This window comes from Chitinophaga pollutisoli, assembly GCF_038396755.1.
Taxonomy (GTDB): domain Bacteria; phylum Bacteroidota; class Bacteroidia; order Chitinophagales; family Chitinophagaceae; genus Chitinophaga; species Chitinophaga pollutisoli.
Genome location: NZ_CP149822.1, coordinates 5,159,834 through 5,176,553, shown reverse-complemented (window position 1 = coordinate 5,176,553; position 16,720 = coordinate 5,159,834). Strand labels below are relative to the sequence as shown.

Annotated in this window: 17 protein-coding genes; 1 reads left to right on the top strand and 16 read right to left on the bottom strand. The window is 54.6% G+C overall.

What is annotated here, in order from left to right; all coding sequences use genetic code 11:
- From WJU16_RS22045 to WJU16_RS21975, 15 genes are all read right to left on the bottom strand, one after another.
- Positions 1 to 1,257 (bottom strand): TolC family protein, encoded by a 1,257-nt coding sequence (locus WJU16_RS22045; protein WP_341835562.1) that lies wholly within the window; start codon positions 1,255 to 1,257, stop codon positions 1 to 3.
- A 49-nt stretch (positions 1,258 to 1,306) separates the two neighbouring features.
- Positions 1,307 to 1,915 (bottom strand): TetR/AcrR family transcriptional regulator, encoded by a 609-nt coding sequence (locus WJU16_RS22040; protein WP_341835561.1) that lies wholly within the window; start codon positions 1,913 to 1,915, stop codon positions 1,307 to 1,309.
- Between the two features lie 151 nt (positions 1,916 to 2,066).
- Positions 2,067 to 2,552: an acyl-CoA thioesterase gene (locus tag WJU16_RS22035; protein WP_341835560.1), complete on the bottom strand. Its 486-nt coding sequence runs from the start codon at positions 2,550 to 2,552 to the stop codon at positions 2,067 to 2,069.
- A gap of 140 nt (positions 2,553 to 2,692) precedes the next feature.
- On the bottom strand, positions 2,693 to 3,451 hold the full coding sequence (locus tag WJU16_RS22030; RefSeq protein WP_341835559.1) for a glucose 1-dehydrogenase: 759 nt from the start codon (positions 3,449 to 3,451) through the stop codon (positions 2,693 to 2,695).
- Between the two features lie 57 nt (positions 3,452 to 3,508).
- Complete coding sequence (locus WJU16_RS22025) at positions 3,509 to 3,778, bottom strand: helix-turn-helix transcriptional regulator (RefSeq protein ID WP_109698935.1); 270 nt, start codon at positions 3,776 to 3,778, stop codon at positions 3,509 to 3,511.
- A 61-nt stretch (positions 3,779 to 3,839) separates the two neighbouring features.
- Complete coding sequence (gene cls, locus WJU16_RS22020) at positions 3,840 to 5,315, bottom strand: cardiolipin synthase (RefSeq protein ID WP_341835558.1); 1,476 nt, start codon at positions 5,313 to 5,315, stop codon at positions 3,840 to 3,842.
- Between the two features lie 121 nt (positions 5,316 to 5,436).
- On the bottom strand, positions 5,437 to 5,835 hold the full coding sequence (locus tag WJU16_RS22015) for a hypothetical protein (protein WP_341835557.1): 399 nt from the start codon (positions 5,833 to 5,835) through the stop codon (positions 5,437 to 5,439).
- Between the two features lie 28 nt (positions 5,836 to 5,863).
- A complete protein-coding gene (locus WJU16_RS22010) occupies positions 5,864 to 6,250 on the bottom strand; it encodes a hypothetical protein (protein WP_341835556.1) in 387 nt (128 codons plus the stop codon).
- 132 nt (positions 6,251 to 6,382) lie between these two features.
- On the bottom strand, positions 6,383 to 6,727 hold the full coding sequence (locus WJU16_RS22005) for a hypothetical protein (protein WP_341835555.1): 345 nt from the start codon (positions 6,725 to 6,727) through the stop codon (positions 6,383 to 6,385).
- Positions 6,728 to 6,774: 47 nt separating this feature from the next.
- Positions 6,775 to 7,341 (bottom strand): RNA polymerase sigma factor, encoded by a 567-nt coding sequence (locus tag WJU16_RS22000; protein ID WP_341835554.1) that lies wholly within the window; start codon positions 7,339 to 7,341, stop codon positions 6,775 to 6,777.
- 50 nt (positions 7,342 to 7,391) lie between these two features.
- Complete coding sequence (locus tag WJU16_RS21995; RefSeq protein WP_341835553.1) at positions 7,392 to 10,289, bottom strand: outer membrane beta-barrel protein; 2,898 nt, start codon at positions 10,287 to 10,289, stop codon at positions 7,392 to 7,394.
- Between the two features lie 119 nt (positions 10,290 to 10,408).
- On the bottom strand, positions 10,409 to 11,077 hold the full coding sequence (locus WJU16_RS21990; RefSeq protein WP_341835552.1) for a response regulator transcription factor: 669 nt from the start codon (positions 11,075 to 11,077) through the stop codon (positions 10,409 to 10,411).
- 49 nt (positions 11,078 to 11,126) lie between these two features.
- Complete coding sequence (locus tag WJU16_RS21985) at positions 11,127 to 11,837, bottom strand: sensor histidine kinase (RefSeq protein ID WP_341835551.1); 711 nt, start codon at positions 11,835 to 11,837, stop codon at positions 11,127 to 11,129.
- 43 nt (positions 11,838 to 11,880) lie between these two features.
- Positions 11,881 to 12,546 carry a hypothetical protein gene (locus WJU16_RS21980; protein WP_341835550.1) on the bottom strand — a complete coding sequence of 222 codons (666 nt, stop codon included), beginning with the start codon at positions 12,544 to 12,546 and terminating at the stop codon, positions 11,881 to 11,883.
- Positions 12,547 to 12,567: 21 nt separating this feature from the next.
- Positions 12,568 to 13,098, bottom strand: coding sequence for a hypothetical protein (locus WJU16_RS21975; RefSeq protein WP_341835549.1), 531 nt, complete (start codon positions 13,096 to 13,098; stop codon positions 12,568 to 12,570).
- A 169-nt stretch (positions 13,099 to 13,267) separates the two neighbouring features.
- On the opposite strand from WJU16_RS21975, the gene WJU16_RS21970 reads away from it, so the two are divergent.
- The gene (locus WJU16_RS21970; protein WP_341835548.1) at positions 13,268 to 13,864 is read left to right on the top strand and encodes a DUF1801 domain-containing protein; all 597 of its coding nucleotides are present in this window, start codon (positions 13,268 to 13,270) and stop codon (positions 13,862 to 13,864) included.
- 261 nt (positions 13,865 to 14,125) lie between these two features.
- On the opposite strand, the gene WJU16_RS21965 is transcribed toward WJU16_RS21970, so the two are convergent.
- Positions 14,126 to 16,591 (bottom strand): phosphocholine-specific phospholipase C, encoded by a 2,466-nt coding sequence (locus WJU16_RS21965; protein WP_341835547.1) that lies wholly within the window; start codon positions 16,589 to 16,591, stop codon positions 14,126 to 14,128.
- Between the last annotated feature and the right edge of the window lie 129 nt (positions 16,592 to 16,720).

The following is a 16,720-nucleotide window of genomic DNA, read 5'->3' as shown; positions in this document are numbered from 1 at the left end:
TCAATAACCTTTTATAACCTGATACTGGATAGTAGCGTAAACGAACTGGATTTCGCGGGTTCTGCCGGCGATGACGGCGGAGGTTTCGGCGTAGAGATCCGTGAGGTAATCGTGCACCGTCATCACCCCGTTATCGAGTTGCGCGGCAGAAACGTTTTTCACTTTCCCCCGCAGCTCCACGATCTCCTTATCCTTTTCCATGGCGGTTTGCAGCGTACTGATCTCCGCCTGTTGCTGGAGGAGCTTTGCCCGCGTCTGAAGATCGAACGCTTCCGACTGCGCCTGGATGCCCGTTTCCTGCTCGTGCAGCACGGCGCGCTCGGTTCGCTGGTAGCGCCAGTTCCAAAGTGTCCAGTTGAGGCGGAGGCCGCCCATGTAATAGAAATCGAATTTATCGGACAGCAGATTCAAACCCGGACGGCCATACCCGCCCTGCACAAATGCGCTCAGCTTTGGGCGTGTAAGCGATTCCGTGAGCTTCGCCTGGGAGCCGAGCACCTCTTGCTGGAAGCGGAACAAAGCCAGTTCGGGCCGTTGCAGCGGCGCGTTTCCTGTGGCGGCCGGGGCTGGTAACACAAGGGCATTCATTTCAGATTCAGTTTTACCGGTCAGCAAGGCCAAAGTGGCCAGGGCGGCTTGTTTGCCGTTGATGGCTTCTTCGAGTTGCTGCTCGCCTTTGAGGGCTTCGGCCTGCAACATATCGACCTGACTGGCCAGCACGGTGCCGTTGTCAACACCGGCCTGGAGTTTTTGGCGGCGCTGTTTTACTTCGGCGATCATTTCGTGGCGGGCGGTGATGTGGGCATCCCAGATGAGGGCGTTGAAGTAGACCTGCGTAACCTGCTGGCGAAGCTGGTGAAGGTCGACTTCCACCTTTTGCCGGTCGGCTTGCTGCCGGGCGAGCTGCAGGTCGCGCTGGCCGGTGGTGGCGCCGCCGTCGTATATGAGCTGGCGAACGTCGAGGCTGAGGTTATATTGATCTTTGGGAATGGACGGGATGGAAACATTGGGCAGTTTGATGGGGATCTGCACCACGTCGGACTGATAGGTGGCTTTCCCGTTCAGTTCGGCCTGGGGTAGGTAGCCGGTGCGGATGTTGCGGAGCTGCAGGGCGGTGGCGCGGTCGGTAGCCTCCTGTTGCCTGAGCAGCGGGTAATGCCTCCTGGCCGAGGCCCATGCGGAGTCGAGGGGGAAGCTCCCCTGCGCCAGGGCGCTCCCGGAAAGCAGCAGCAACAGTGGCATGAGGAATCTAAACATAACTAACTCGTTTATTTAACTATTTGGTTAATTCCAGTCCAAAAAAATATCAGGGCCGCAGCGCGTTCAAAACAAAATTGCTCACAAACGCCTTCCGCTCCTCGATGAACTGCGCAAAAGCCGGATCCCCAATATGAAAAACCGCCTTCAGCAAAGGTTTGGCGATGAAAGGGAATACGCACATGGAGATCACGCTGATCATCAGTTGAACAGGATCTACCCGGCGGATAGTCCCTTTCTCCATTTCTCCCTTCAACAACATTACAAACCCCTGGATGTTAGGAAAGCTGGGCGTATTTACGAAACGTTGCACGAAGCGGTCGGGGCTCTGGTTAATTTCGTTCATGATGAACAAGGGCAGGTATGGATTTTCAGCGATGGAGCCAATATAGCTGCCGATGACGGACTGGATCTTGTCTTCCAGCAACAGGTCCGCCGTGAAAATGGCGCTCACCCGGCTCAGGAGCATCTCTACCGCTTCGGTGAACACGATGTCGAACAGCTTGTCTTTACTGCGGTAATAATAATGCAGCATCGCTTTGTTGATCCCCGCCTCGTCAGCGATATCCTGCATCCTAGCGCCTGCTAAGCCCCTGTGCATGAATATCTTGCGCGCCGCTTCGATGATCTGTTGTTCTGTGGTATTGCTTGTCTGCATATCTCAACTAACTCGTTTAACCATTTGGTTAACTAATCAAAGGTAGGTAAATTTTGATTCTCTCCAAATAAAAATGAAAAAGCCGGAGCAGGAATGCCCCGGCCACTGTTACCTACAACTGTTTACTAATCGCTAAGTTAGGTTTGGGGTATCACAGCTGGATGGAAGGCGCCTGCAGCCTTTCGGCCAGACGCTGTTCAAAAGTTTTGTCGGGGTTATGTTCTACACGGATGTTTGCCAGTAAATCCAGCAATTGCTCATCGTGGCCGGCGCGTTTGCCGGTTTTGAGATCCACATGCGCGAAGCGCGTCACGAGGAATGCCTTTACTTTCTGCTGCTGCTCGTCGGTCATCCACATTTCCACCTGGATGGATTGCTCGGTGAAATCCGTCACGCGGGTGAAGATGTACACCTTTTCCGCTACTGCTGCAGGTTTCAGATATGCGATCTGGTGTTGCGCCACTACCCATCCCCTGCCCATGGCGGCAAAATCCTTCAGCCGCAGATCGTAATGGTCTGCCAGATGATCTTCACGGGCGTTCATGAAATAATTCAGGTAAGCCGCGTTGTTAAGATGTCCGAACGGGTCGCAATCGTTGAAACGGATGGTGTACAGGCTGCCGGGTTCCTTTATCATAATAGTCAGGTTTTACTTACCGCGAAGTTCTGAAAAAAGCCAGAGCGGTGCGAAACCGCTCCGGCACGGTTATGTCAATTTTGAAGTACGCATCAGGGTTTTCAAACGATTATGAAAGTTTGCAGTCTTACTACTTTTTTCTATCCCACCAACTTGTGGACGGTCAGTCCGCCGTCGATGTTATATTCCGCACCGGTGATAAAAGAAGCGTCGCTGGAGGCGAGGAAAGCGACCAGTTTGGCAACTTCTGCGGATTCACCGGCGCGATTGAGCGGTATCCGCTCCGCGAATTTTTGCCGGATGGCGTCGATACTGCCGTCGTCCAGACCAGCCTTGGACAATATCGGGGTTACGATCGGCCCGGGGTTTACCGTGTTCACGCGGATGCGGCGTGCGGCCAGTTCTGCGCTCAAAGTGCGGCCCAACGCATTGAGAGCGGCTTTGCTGGCGGAGTACACGCTGGATCCCGGCATGCCGGTAAAGGCATTCACGGAAGACAGCAGGATGATCGATCCCCCGTCGTTCAAAATGGGTAAAAACTTCTGAATGGTGAAAAAGGCGCCTTTGAAATTGGTATTCATGATCGCATCAAAGGCCTGTTCGGTTACATCGCTCACGGGAGAAAAGGCTCCGATACCGGCGTTGACAAACAGCACGTCAACTTTCCCGTATTTTTCCTTCACTTCCGCCACCAGCCTGTCGGCATCCGCGAGGCTCGACTGGTCGGCCGTCACTCCCAAAGTGCCGTTGCCCAGTTTTTCCGCCGCGGAAGTCACCGCATAAGCGTTCCTTCCCGTTATAATGACTTTGGCGCCTTTTGCCACGAATTCTTCCGCCGTGGCGAGCCCTATGCCGCTGTTACCTCCGGTAACCACTGCTACTTTATCTTGCAAGCTCATTTGTAGTGTGTGTTATATCGATTTATTTAAAATTATCGATGTTTTTGACCAAAAAAATCAGCTAAGCTGAAGGAAAAACATCGACAAATGTTTCATCATCTCCTTATTGATGGTCAGCGTAACATTCCGGCCCTCCTTCGTGCTGATGAGCACGCCGCTGTCCACCAATATCTTGATGTGATGGGACACAGTGGGTTGAGAAAGACAGATCATGTCCTGGATTTCTCCACAGCAACAGTTCTCCTGTCTGGCCAACTTCAACAGTATAGCCATCCGGTTTTTATCCGCCAGAGCATTTGCCGCCTTCTCGATCATCGCTGCGTCCATGATGCAAATATAGGAACATTTTTGAAATATCGAAATCTATCGATTTATTTTTTTCCCGGACTTACAAAAGCGGGCTGAACAACCGCACCACCGCCTCGCAAATCCTCGTCCATCTCCCCCTGCCCTGCCATTCCGCCAGATCCAGCTGCTGCGCATAGAGGCAATCCTGCAAAAAAGCCTCAGACAGCTTCCAGTTCATTTCCCGGCTATACACAAACGCATTCACTTCAAAATTGAAGTCGAAACTCCGGATATCCATATTCGCCGTGCCCACCACGCTGAGGTTATCGTCGACCACCATCGTTTTCGCATGCACAAACCCTTTTTGATAACGGTAAATTTTCACGCCGCAAACGAGCAGGTCTTCGTAAAACGATTCCGCCGCCAGATTCACCAGCCGGCTGTCGCTCAGCCCCGGCACCAGCAACCGCACATCCACGCCCGACAACGCCGCCTGTTGCAGCGCGTTGTAAATGGCTTCGTTGGGAATGAAATACGGCGTGGTGATGAACACCGAACGCTGCGCCTGGTTAATCGCCGCCAGGTACGACAACATGATGGATGAGCGCTCCGAATCAGGGCCGCTCGCCGCGATCTGCACCAGGTCTTTGCCGGAAACGGGGATATCGGGGAAGAATTCGTGGGTGATGGGCAGGTCGCTGTCGGCACAAAAATTCCAGTCGCCCATAAAGAGGAACTGCAGCGTATGCACGCCCTGCCCTTTGATGCAGAGGTGCGTATCGCGCCAATACGGCCATTTCTCTTTATGCTTTTTCCGGTATGCGGGGTCGTTGATATACCGGTCCGCCACGTTGATGCCGCCGATGAAACCCGTGTGCCCGTCGATCACGACGATCTTGCGGTGGTTGCGGTAATTGAGGCGGTTGGCGAGCAGTTTCACGCGGTAAAACGGGAACACTTCCACGCCGGCATTCCGCATTTCACGCAGGAAACGCCGGTTGATGTCGTTGCTGCCGAAATCGTCGTAAATGAAGCGCACCTCCACGCCCTGGCCCGCCTTCATCTTCAGCACGTCCATCACTTCGCGGCCGATGCCGGTATCTTCGAAGATGTAATATTCGAGGTGGATGTGATGCTGCGCGGCTCTGAGGGCATCCAGCATCATGGGGAACTTCTCTTCGCCGTTCAGCAACAGCACGGTTTCGTTGTCGGGCGTGAGTGGCGACAGCGAATCACGGAAAAGCAGCCGGGCGATGCCGGTTTTATTGGTAACGAGGTCGGAGTGTTCGAGGAGGGTTTGCCGGTTTTCGCGGCGGAGGTAATCCTGGAGGCGCTCGCTAAGGCGGACGTTGCTCATCCATTTACGGCTGTATATCCGGTTAACACGGCGGTTGACGCCAATGAGCAGGTACACGAGCACACCGATGCCAGGCAGGAAGAACAGCAGGAGCAGGTAAGCCAGCGTTTTGCCGGTGGAGCGGGTTTCCAGCAGGGCCTTGATGGCTACCATGAAGGTAATGCCATAGAGGATAATAATGCCGATGGACTGCCAGTGTTCTTTGAGGAAATTCAGCATGAACGGTTAATCTGCCGCAATAATACGACAAATCCGCAAGGGCATGAAAAAGCCGTACCCCACTGCGTGCATTCTTCTTAGTTATGCAGCGGGATACGGCCATGGCTCATGACAGTTTATACTAACGCTGACCGCCACCGCCACGGGGGTCGCCGCCACCACGCTGGCGCATGGCTTCCTGTTGCTCCTTGTACTTTTTAAATTGTTCTTCGGAGAGGATGGCCTTTACTTTTTCGTCGCGGTCGTTGTTGAGTTTCTGGAAGGCTTCGCGGTCGGGACGGTTGCCGGATGCCTGCGCGTCTTCGCGCATTTTCTGCATTTCCTTGAAGTTGCGGGTGAACACGGTGTCGAGCTTCATGACCTGGTCCTGGCTGAGTTTCAGTTCGGTGGTCAGTCTTTCGAGCATGGCTTTCACGCGCTCTTCGGGGGAACGGCGTTGCTGGCCGCCGCCTTGCTGGGCGTAGGCTCCCAGGCCCATCGTGAGGACGAGGGCCACTGTTAACAGGAATCTTTGTTTCATGTGGTTTGCTTATTTGAGGGTTTCGTATTTAGCGTTCGGGCGCGGGTTGCTTACGGGTGCTGTCTTCCCGCGGGGCACCTTTGCGCCAGGGTCCGTTCATCTTCTTTATCACCAGCTGCACCACGGAATCGAAGCGCGGTTGCTGCTCGGGTGTGCAAAGGGCGCGCACCTGCTGGAAGTGACGGAAGGTCTGGAGGTCGATATTTTTTTGCTTCGCGGCGATTGTGTCCGCCATCGCAATCACGACGGAATCGGGCACGGAGGCGCTGCTCAGGAGTTTATACAAATTGTCTTTCGCAGTCCGCATGCCGGTAAATGAGGGCTTCATCCTTTCCCAGTGCTGCTCTTTGAGCTGCCGGTATGATTCGAGCTGGTCTTTATCGAAACCCACTTCCTTTTCCAGGAGCTGCATCACTTCGCCACGGGGGGCGGCCCTTGAAGGGGTCTTCCGGCTTCTTCCAGACGATAAAAAACACCAGGAAAAGGTTTGTCAGCAGCAACAGGATCACCAGTACGCTTAAAACTTTATGCTTAGCGAAGGCTTCCCTCATTGCGGATCTGTTTTTTCATAATCATAAAAAGTATTGATTCCCAGGGCGTATTCATCAGCAAAAGCCTGCTGCAACACCGCTTGCTCCGTACGTTCCTGCGGCTTCCAGTTCATGAAGGCCAGCGTCCCGTTCAACCCTAAAATCAACGCTATGGCGGTTATCGCGATGGCCGGACGGGTCATGAGGCCGATGAAACGCTCCCAGCCGTCGGCCGGCTCCATCCGCTGCATTCTTGCCCTGAGACGGGTAAAGAAGAAATCTTCCGGCTGCGCGCGCTCCACCCCGTCGAGGCTGGCGAGCGTCCGTTCAATTTCCTGATCTATGTCTCTTCGCTTGTTCATGATCGCTATATTTTAGTTAGACGATGTTTCTTTAAAAACCTTTCGTGTTATTCCGCTTCCCGGTAATATTTTTCCAATTGTTGCCGCAAATTCAGCCGCGCCCGGTGCAGCAGGCCTTCCACAGCTGACACGCTGGCATCCATAATACCGCCTATCTCCTTGCTGCTCAGCCCCTCCAGCTTGTGGAGCACAAACGCCGCCTTCTGGCTGTCCGGCAACTGGCCGATGGCTTTAAAAAGCAATTGCGACCGTTCTTTGTTAGCCAGTTCCACGCCCGGATGGTGAAAATCCGGCGGGTCTACCAGCAATTCCTGGTTATCCCCGAAAATGCTCATCACTTTCCCCCAGCGTTTCTTCCGCGTCTTTTTTCGCAGGAAATCGAGACACTTGGTGACCGTGATGCGGTACAGCCAGGTGGATATTTTCGCTTCGCCCTTGAACGTCCCGATCGACTCAAACACCTGCATGAACACCTCCTGCGATACATCTTCCGCGTCGGCTGTGTTTTGCAGTATGCCCAGCGCGGTGTTGTACACCATGCCCTGCCACTGCTCCACCAGCTCCCTGAAAGCGGTTTCGCTCCCCTGCTTCAAATTTGCGATGTTGTCCGTCAATTGGCGGTTTTATAGTTTGGTTAAATCGGTATGCAGAATGGTTGGAAGGATTAGAAAGATGGCCGGCCCATCATACCGCCGCCCGGAGGAGGACCGTATTGACCGGGCCCGCGCTCGAACCTGCGGCGCTCCCCGCCTTCCTGCTGTTTTGCCTTACCGAAATTCCGCAGCCGGTAGGTAAATGTAAGCATAAAATATTGGGTGAGTACCTGGTTCTGGGTATCCACGATATCGAGGCCGTTCACGCTCCGGTTGATGCTCCTGTTCTGTTTCAGCAGGTCAAACACCGAGGCGCGCAACTCGCCGCGCTGGTTTTTAAGGAACTTCTTGCCTACGCTGGCGTTCCAGAGCCAGAAGCGCTGGTCGAAGCCTTCGCCCAGGCCTTTCGTGAACGTGTGGTTGATCTCGTTTTGCAATACCCAGCCTGATTTGCTGAGCAGGTTCACGGACGCGCGTGCATTGTGGTTTGAATAGTTGCCGTTATTGGCCGGCTCGATCGTATTGTTCACCACATTGAACACCGCGTCGTACGACACCGTAAAGTCGATGTACTCGCTGATATTGCTGCTTACCACGGCGCCGAGGTTGTAGTTGTAATTGTGGGTAAAGCCTTCTACCTGGTTCGTGATGCCGGGGATCTTCTCATACCCCGCGCCGACGTTCAGGTTGAAGTTCGATTTGATGAACTTGAGGGGAACACCGTAGGTGAAGAAAGACCGCGCACTGAAATATCCGTCCATATTCGTGGCTTTCGACAGGCGGCCGCCGCGTTTCAGCGTATCCGTGGGTGTCAGCAGGGAGTCTGCCCGGGTGGCGGTGTAAATCGCGTTTGCGATATAATCCTGCCGGGAATTCACGAATATATTCGCGAAGAAGTTATTGCCGCTTTGGGTATTGGTGTAGTTGTACCGGCCCGACACCTGGTGCCCGTACATCTGCTTCAGATCCGGGTTACCGATCGATACGTTGGTTAGGCCGGAATAGATGTACACGTCCTGCAGCTGGTCGATATTCGGTTGCTGGGTCGACGAGCGGTAGAACAGCCGCACCCTTCCATATTCGCCAACTTTCGCCATAAGCATGAGGTTCGGCAGTATGTTTGCAAAATGCTGCTTCACCGCGGCCGTCGTGGGATAGGTGCGTTCGCTCTGCATTTCGGCGTACTGGTAGTTGGCGCCGAAGCTCAGCATTTTGTCGCGGTTCCCCAGGCGGTAGCTGAGGCCGGCCGACTGGGTATTGTACTGGTTATTGAACATGTTCGACTGCGAAGGGTTGAGGATGGTATAATCCTTCCCGGCGTAATCGAATTCATAAGCCCTGCGGTCGGCGTCGTTGTGCGACCAGGAAGGGTTGTATCGCAGTTCCAGCTGGCCCATTTTGCCCACGGGCTCGGTGTAGGAAACGTTCAGGTTCAGTGATTTGCCGCTGGAAAGTGGGCGCACGCGCTGACGGAGGGAATCGTTGTTAAGGGGCTCCTCCGGGTAATCCAGGTCGCTGTTCGTTAAATTGGTGCCACGGCGGTTGTTGGTGCTGCCGCCTACGCCAAAGCTGATCGTACGGCCGCGTTTGGCGAACGAGTGGCGGAAGGTCAGGTTACCGTTGAAATTGTAGCCTGAGTTGGTATTGTCGGTATTCCGGAGATTGGTGCTCAGCAGTTTATCGGCAAAGAAGGTATTACCGAAGTTGTTGGACCAGGAATCGTTGTTCTGGAAACTGATATTGGGCGTGAAGATGATGGAGTTGTTGGAATCGATGTTGTACTCCAGGCGCATATTCACTCGGTGGTTATAGTTACGGCTCCCGGCGTAGGAAGTATCGTTTTCCAGCTGAACACCTTCCGGCAACTGCGTTTGTGAGCGGGTGATGTTCAGGTTGTCGTTATTACTGTTATTGAAGAAATAACTGGCGTTGAAATTCACTTTCTTGCCCCATTGGTCGTTGTAGTTGATGCCGATGGAATTGGTTTTGTTGAGGCCATTCTGCCCTCCTACCATGAAATTGTTGTTTCCGCCGCCGAAGCCACCACCTCCGCCGCCACGGCCACCACCACGACCGCCCCTTCCGCCACCGCCGCCGCCGGCGTTCTGCACGCCCAGGAGATCCTGCGAGGAGAAGTTTTGCTGGTTCACGTTGTTGGTCATCCCGATGATGGAAATACGTTTATTTTCCTTGAACAGGTTCACATTGCCGCCGGCGGAATACCGGCCGTCGGTACCATACCCGGCAAACAGCTTACCGAACTGGCCCTGGCGCATTTCCGCGCGGGTCACGATGTTGATGGCTTTGGTGGTATTGCCGTCGTCGAAGCCGGTGAAGCGCGCCTGGTCGCTCATCCGGTCGAACACTTCGATCTTGGAGATCACTTCGGCCGGGAGGTTCCGAAGCGCCAGCGTGGCGTCTTCCCCGAAAAATTCCTTCCCGTCGACCGTTACTTTTCTTACCTCCTCGCCTCCTGCTTTCACGGCGCCGTTTTCCACAGTGATGCCGGGCATTTTGCGGATGAGGTCTTCGCCGCTGGCGTCAGGGTTCACTTTGAAGGCGTCAGCGTTATACTGTAGGGTATCGCCTTTCATCTGCGAAGGCGGCACCTGGCCTTTGATGACTACTTCCTGCAGTTCGCGGGAGGATTTGGGGAGATAAATGGTGCCCAGGTCCTGCGTTTCCGCCTGCAGCATGATGGCCCGCTGCAACTCGCCATAGCCGACGTATGAGATCGTCAGCAGGTAAGGCTGTTGCGAGAGGCCGGTGATTTCGAACGCGCCGTTGGCGCCGGTCAGCGCCTGCTTGCGGAAGTTCGCGTCCTCCGGGCTGCTCACCCGGATGGTGGCGTTCTTCAATATAGTACTGTCACTCTTATCTTTCAGCACACCTTTCAGTACCAGGTTCTGCGCTTTTGTCAACTGTGCGCAGGTCAGCATAAATAATGTAAAGATCAGTGCATGCCGCATAATTCGGTGGTTATTCTGCTTTGTTGGACGCCAAACTTTAACAAAACCTCTGCCGCTCATCACAAAAAAACGGGGCGCCAAACCGCTGGCGCCCCGTTCCGGGTAATATCGTACCCCGATTACGCGATGTCTTCCTCGCGTACCAGGTTATGTTTCAGCGCGTACATCACCACACCGGCGGTGTTGCGCACATCCATCTTTTCGAGTATCCGGGTACGGTAGCCTTCTACCGTCCGCTTGCTGAGGAATATACGGTCACCAATCTGCTGGGCGGTGAGCTGCTGGCAAATAAGTTTGATGATTTCCTGTTCGCGCTCGGTGAAGGTGACCGCATCTTTCTGCCGGTAAGGATTAAACTTGCTCCGCGCGATCATCCCCGCCAGCTTGGCCGAAGTGCTTTTGCAGTAATATGTATGGTCTTCGAACACGCTTTCAATCGCTTCCAGGATTTCCTGTTTGTCGGCGTTTTTGAGCAGATACCCCTTCGCCCCGGCCTCCAGCATTTCCACGATCAGCCCTTCTTCGTCGAACATCGACAGGGCGATTACCCTTATACCGGGCATTTCCTGCACGAGCTGGCGCGTTGCCGCGATGCCGTCCATCTTCGGCATTTTAATGTCGGTCATCACTACATCCGGCTTTTCGCGATGCACCAGTTCCACCAGCTCCCGGCCGTCGGCAGCGCGCCCCACCAGCTGGATGTGGTTTTGCCGGGAAAGCATAAGGGCCAGCCCGTCCAGGTAAATTTCATGATCGTCGGCAACAGCGAGGCGGATGTCGTGTTTCATTGCATTGAGGTTACGCGCCGCGGATAAGGCGCATCCCAAATATACCAAATTAATTACCGCGGGGAATACGGATGTAGTACCGGGTGCCCTCGCCCACGGCGGAACGGATATGGATGCTGCCGCCCAGGATGTCCGTCCGGGTTTCGAGGCTCTTGAGCCCCAACCCGCGTGAATGCTCCCGCGCTTTCTCCACGCTGAAGCCCTGGCCATTGTCCTGCACCAGCAGCAGCAATTCTTCGGGCTCCTGCCTGAAACCGATATCAAGCCGCGAAGCATTGGCGTGCTTGAGGGTGTTGTGGATGATTTCCTGGAGGATGCGGAACAGGTGGATGTCCTGTTCGGTATGGGGATCTATGTCGTTCATAGTGTACACATTCACTTCCAGCTCATCTTCCCGTCCCAGGTGCCCCGCAAAGTCCCTGATGGCGTCTATCAGCCCCTTTCGCTCCAGCGCGATGGGGAGCAGGTCATAAGAAATCTGGCGCATGCTGGTAATGATCTCGTCGATATGGCGCGACGACTGCGCGATCTGTTCTTTATCGCGCGGATCGGAGACTTCCACGCTGCAGATGCGGAGCTTCACGGAACTGAGGAGCGGGCCCAGGCTGTCGTGCAGATCGCCTGCAATCCGTTTCCTTTCATTCTCCAGCAACCGCACTTCCGCGGTGATCCGCTCGCGTTGCAGGCGCACGTAGCGGCGGTGCGAACGGATTATCGACGTAATGAAAAATGCGATGATCACCCCCAGTAATGAGGACAAAAAAACCGTGATATACAATATCCTCTCTTCCATAAAACGCCGTTCAGGCTTTGAATCTGCGGGAAAAATAGTAATCGTCCCTTACGGGAATGAAACATACGGCAATGGCGTATACGATATTCACGATCGCATTGGTGATTGAAAAGATATAGAAAATCGGCCAATCTATGACGGCATTTTGCGGATCGATGAGCATGGTGCCTTCCGTGATAAGGCTGTAAATGCTGATGGTCATCAGCCCCAGGCAAATGAGAAATCTGGCGTTGCGGAGTAAATGCCCGCTGTAAGCGGCGATGAGGGCATTGATTTCGTTGATGCAGAGAAATACCACAATCAGGCTGTTAAGGAATACCGTCGCGGAACAGAAATGTGTTTCCAGGCGGCCGTAACCGATGTTTTCCGTGACCCAGGTAATGAAGCTCATCGAAGCCAGTATGATCAGCAGCGCCCGGCGCCTGCGGAGAAAGCCCCAGGCATGGAACTGCCACAGGATCACCCCGATTTCCAGGAGACTGTAAATATTGCTGATCGCGGTATTTTCCCGGGTGAGGCGGAGGCTGATCTCACTGGCGACTTCCGTGGTAAATGCCAGCAAGAGCAGGACCAGGAAGGGAAAGTAGCTGGTACGGATCTTATGGACCCGTACCAGCGCTACCACCAGCGGAATAAGAATCGTGAAACTCAACAGCGCCGATGCGAAGTATGTCATGTAACAGTGCTGATTTTAGACTCAGGGGTAAAGATCGCTGCCGGAAGGACAGATGGTGGGACAACGGTGCCCCTTTTCAGCGGCTTCATCATCGATCGGCGGTAAGGCATAGGCCGAGGAAATACCGGGAATGGAAGCTACCTGCCGGCCATCCACGATGCGGCCCCGCAGATCGTTCCCCTTTGCGTCTACCGGTACCATCACAAAACACACTTCTCTTTTCTCGTTCAAGCCCAGGTAAATCCGGATGCCCTGCGCGCTGTCGCGGTCCAGGAGGGCGGCGAAGATGTCGCGGTTGAAGGATTCGGCGGCGGGGAGATTGAAATTGCGGTCGAGATACCCCGAATCCTGGATCTGCCGCTGCAATTCCATTTTAGCCTGGCGGTAGGCTTTCGTGTATTCGATGGCCGAGGTAAAAGGGATCACATGCTCCCTGGCTGCTTCGCGGTTATAAGGAATTTTCCCGTCAGCCCCGCGGAAAAACCATGCGTAGATCAGGGCTATCAGCAGGAGCACCACGAGGAACCAGGGCAAAAAAGGTGTTCTTTTCATAACAATTGTTGGTTTGATGTGATAGTATGCAAATTAATACCGGGAACGAACGGCAGACACCGTACATCTTCCCGAAATAGTTGCGTATTAATACGGTAGGTAATGCCGAAATGAACATGGGGCGGGGCAAAAGTGTTTACAAGATAACTTTTTTCGATAATATTACGGTATGGAGAAGATCGACGCCTACATCGCCAAATCCGCCCCGTTCGCGCAGCCCATCCTCCAGCATATCCGGGAGCGGGTCCACCAGGCCTGCCCCCACGCTGAAGAAACCATCAAATGGGGATTCCCGCACTTCATCACGCACGGCGAAATCCTTTGCAACATGGCCGCTTTTAAGCAACACTGCTCGCTCGGTTTCTGGAAAGCCGCCATCATGGAAGATCCGAAAGGATTGCTGACCGTAATGGACAAAACCGCGATGGGGCATTTCGGGAAGATCGCGTCGCTTAAAGATCTCCCGGCCGACAAAATCTTCCTTTCCTACCTCCGCGAAGCCGACCGACTGAACCGCGACGGCATCAAAGTACCTGCCCGGCCGGCTTCAGAGAAAAAAGAACTGGATGTCCCTCCCGCACTGGCTGCCGCGCTGAAGCAAAACAAAGCCGCGGGCAAGCATTTCAGGGAAGCCAGCTACTCGTTCCGGAAAGAATACATCGAATGGATAACCGGAGCCAAAACCGAAGCCACGGCCATCAAACGGATCGCGCAGGCCGTGGAATGGATCAGCGAAGGGAAAGGCCGCAACTGGAAATACCAGTAATCAGCGGCTACACAATACTGATGACATTTTCACCCATTTTGCAAGTACATCAAGTCCACCTCAAGTCCGCCTCAAGTCCACCCATCCTTATACCTTCCTCCCATACCATCCGTCGTTACAGGCCTTTTTCCGGCTATTTCCCAACCAATCCACACCTCTTGTTAAAATACCATCAACCCATCGTTATAATACGCGGTCTTTCATGTAAAAAGCCGGAGCATCGCAACGCTCCGGCTTTTTACATATCAACAAAATATCTTCTTACATGATCCCCCCCATCACCGGGTCGCTGAAGCTTTCGGCGCCGGTTTCGAGGTGGCCGGCAAACTGGAACTCGGCCGCGCCGTTGTCCACGATCACCTGGATGTCGTACCAGCCATGGGCTTTCGGCAAAGGCACCAGCAGGGTTTTATTGTCGTTGGCTTTGATGACGGCCGGCTTGCCGTCAACCTGGCCGTACACGTCCTTCAACCGGATGCGCACTTCCTTTTTCCCTGTATTGCGGAAGCGGAATTGCAGCGCGTTGCCATTGTGAGGCTCCAGCACGCAGGAAAATCCTTCCGGAAACTTGCCGGCCTGCCCGCGGAAACCGCGGTAGAAGCCGTTCGGACCGTAAACACCCAGGTCATATTTCCCACCGGGGAAGAGATCCACGCCCCATTCGTCTTCCACTTTCTTTCCCGGCGCCACGGCGTAAGAGCGGTTGTACATATCTTTTCCATAGACGTTGAACGCGCCTCCGGCGGATTTGTCGCCAAACCGCTGGCTCCCCGCCTCCAGTGTGATGCGCAAGGCACCACCGGCCGAGGGCGCCACGTGGGCATATAACTCATATGGTATCGCGCAGGCCGGGCGGATCCCCTTTTCCTGCAGCGGCAAATGGCGCTGCGGGTCTTTCACATCACCTTTCAATACTGTAAAGTTCGCCGGCGCCGCCTTGAATTTGGCGTTGTGGATGGTTTCAATGAAAGCCTCCCGCTCGATGGACTTCGGCGCAGCAATCTTTTCGCCGTTCCAGGGGCGAAACACCGAGGAAAGATCCCCGCACACCGCGCGCCGCCAGGCCGTGATGTTTTCGCACGTCATGGGCTTTTTCAACTTATGCGCCAGCCATTTCTCCAACAGCTGCAGGTTGGAAGTATGATCAAACACCTGGGAGTTCACGTATCCGCCCCGCGACCATGGCGATGCCACGATCATGGGCACACGGTACCCCAGCCCGATGGCGCTTTCACGGATATCGTCGGGCCAGTTGCGCTGTGCGTCGCGGCTCACCCACTCGTGCGAAGTATCGATACCGGCCGATGTTCTGCCGGTTTCGGGGCGCGAAGGGTCCGGCGCGGTGAACGGCGGCACGTGGTCGAAGTAACCGTCGTTTTCGTCGTAGGTAAGTATAAAAATGGTTTTCTTCCAGACTTCCGGGTTGCTGGTGAGGATGTCCATCACTTCCGACAGGTACCAGGCGCCATACCAGGGCGCGCCGGGATGGTCGGAGAAGTTTTCGGGCGCCACCACCCACGAAACGGCGGGCAGGTTGCCGCTTTTTACGTCTTGCCGGAACTGGTGGAGCACATCGCCCTTCGGCAACTGTACTTCGCGTTCCGTTTCGCCGTCCTTGTATTGCAATTTGGACAAGCTATGGTAATCCGGGTCGCCCGAATTGGTGGTGAATGCTTTCTTATGCAGCTGCTGCTCCCTTTCCGGCAGGGCGCTGAAAGGCGTGGCGGCTACTTTTTCGAGGATGATTTTGATCTGCTCCTGCTCTTTGCGCGTGTTTTTGAGGCGCCTGTCGAGGCTTGCGTGCTCTTTGGAACCCGCCGTGAGACCAGCCAGCTGCTTTTCCATGTCGGCGATGCGGCCGGGCAGCTCATCTTTATACTTGCGGATAAAACGCAGGTGGGGTTCGTGGTAATGGACGTGATATTGCGAAAACCACTCGATGGGGTTATCGGTGAAGTTGGCGAGCCAGGCTTCCTCTTCTCCTTCGAGGCCCACGCCAACGCTGATTTCGTTTTGGTAGATCTTCCAGGAAACCCCGTTTTCTTCCAGTACTTCGGGATAGGTTTTCCAGTGCGCTTCCTCTCCGTAGTCGACGTCGGAATTCCAGACGTTGGCTTTGGAAGCGCCGTTCATTTGTTCGCGGATGGTGCCGGTCCAGAAGTAGAGGCGATTAGGCGTGGTGCCGGTAAGGGAGGAGCAGAAATTATGGTCGCAGACGGTGAATGCGTCGGCCAGGGCGTAGTAAAAGGGGATGTCTTCGCGGTTGTAGTAGCCCATGGTCATGGGAACTTTCGCGTATTCCTTGTTCCCGGAGCGCTTGACGGGCACCCATCGGTCGTATTTGCCGTTATTGCGGGCGTCTACCTGATCGGCCCAGCCATGCGGGAGGGCGCTCATCCAGGTGGCTTTGGTGTCTTTGATATCCATCCGGAACGGCGGTACGAGGTTGCCGTCTTTATCGGGCTGGAAGAGGACGTTATAGCCTTGCGGAGTTTTCACGGCGCGGGGGTCGTTGAAACCGCGGACGCCCTGGAGGGTACCGAAGCAGTGATCGAAGGAGCGGTTTTCCTGCATGAGGAAAACGACGTGCTCAGCGTCCAGGAAGGTGCTGCCGGGCGCGGGATCGATGGCCATCGCCCGTTGAATCGTTTCGGGGAGGATGTTGGCCAGTCCCCCTGCTCCGGTGAGTAGCGCTGCCTTCCGGAGAAATTCTCTTCTTGAGTCCATAAGGATTGTTCTAAGGTTAAATGCCGATGGGCCAAAATAGGAATAATTCCGGACCGGCAAAGTCAAACTTATATAAACTGCCGCCCCGGCAGGTACAGGAGGCGGAATGAAGGGGATATGCCCTCAGCA